Genomic DNA, 708 nt, shown 5'->3' with positions numbered 1-708 from the left:
TACTAAAACCACCTACACCATCAATCAGGAAGGCAAAGAGCGTCAGGTATTCACTGACGCAAAGGCTGCGGGAGAAGCGTGGTTCAAGGCAGACTTGACCAATAAACCGATGATCCTGGTACAAGAGCCCGGTGATCGTCCGAAAATGTACGCTGGCACCGGTGTGCATGAAGGTAAGGCATACAAGGATTTGCCGTTTGATAATGCACCTGGCGCTGCTGAGTTCAAGGCGTCGTTCAAAGACGCCCTCGAATTGAGCAAGAAGGAGCTGGCAGGCGCTGCAGCAGGTAAGCCAGTCGAACATGAGCAAGCCCGTTCAAAACAAGCGGATATGCCGGCGTTCGAGCACGCTGTAACTGGCAAAACCTACGAAGGTAAGGTTGTCGGGTTCAAAGAGAACCAAGTCATCCAGCAGATTGTGAACGGTGATCGAGTGACGCACATTGCGCATGATCGCTCTGCGCTGAGCAGCGCTAAGTCCGGGCTTGTCCAAAGTGGGAAAGACCTTTCCATTCGTTACCCTTTCGCCGGTGTAGGCATCGTCAAAGACCGTCAGCTGCAGCATGAACAAAAGGTGCCTTCGCACCAGCCAAAGGGGTTCGGCGGAATGGGCCGAGACTGAACATAGGTAGATTGTTTGAAAAGGGGGCTTTGCCCCCTTTTTGCTGCCTGCGGTAAATGTGGAAGCGCGCCATGCTGTCAGAACGA

At 53.2% G+C, this 708-nt stretch carries 1 protein-coding gene; it reads left to right on the top strand.

The genetic code is table 11. The features are described 5' to 3' along the window. A partial coding sequence (locus KMS84_RS43660; RefSeq protein WP_256921255.1) for a KfrB domain-containing protein occupies positions 1-622 on the top strand: 622 nt, incomplete at its 5' end. Between the last annotated feature and the right edge of the window lie 86 nt (positions 623-708).

Origin of the sequence: Streptomyces hilarionis (assembly GCF_024539675.1) — a bacterium.
Taxonomy (GTDB): Bacteria; Actinomycetota; Actinomycetes; order Streptomycetales; family Streptomycetaceae; genus Streptomyces; species Streptomyces hilarionis.
The sequence above is the reverse complement of the archived record's forward strand: the minus strand, read 5'-3'. Positions and strand labels throughout refer to the sequence as shown.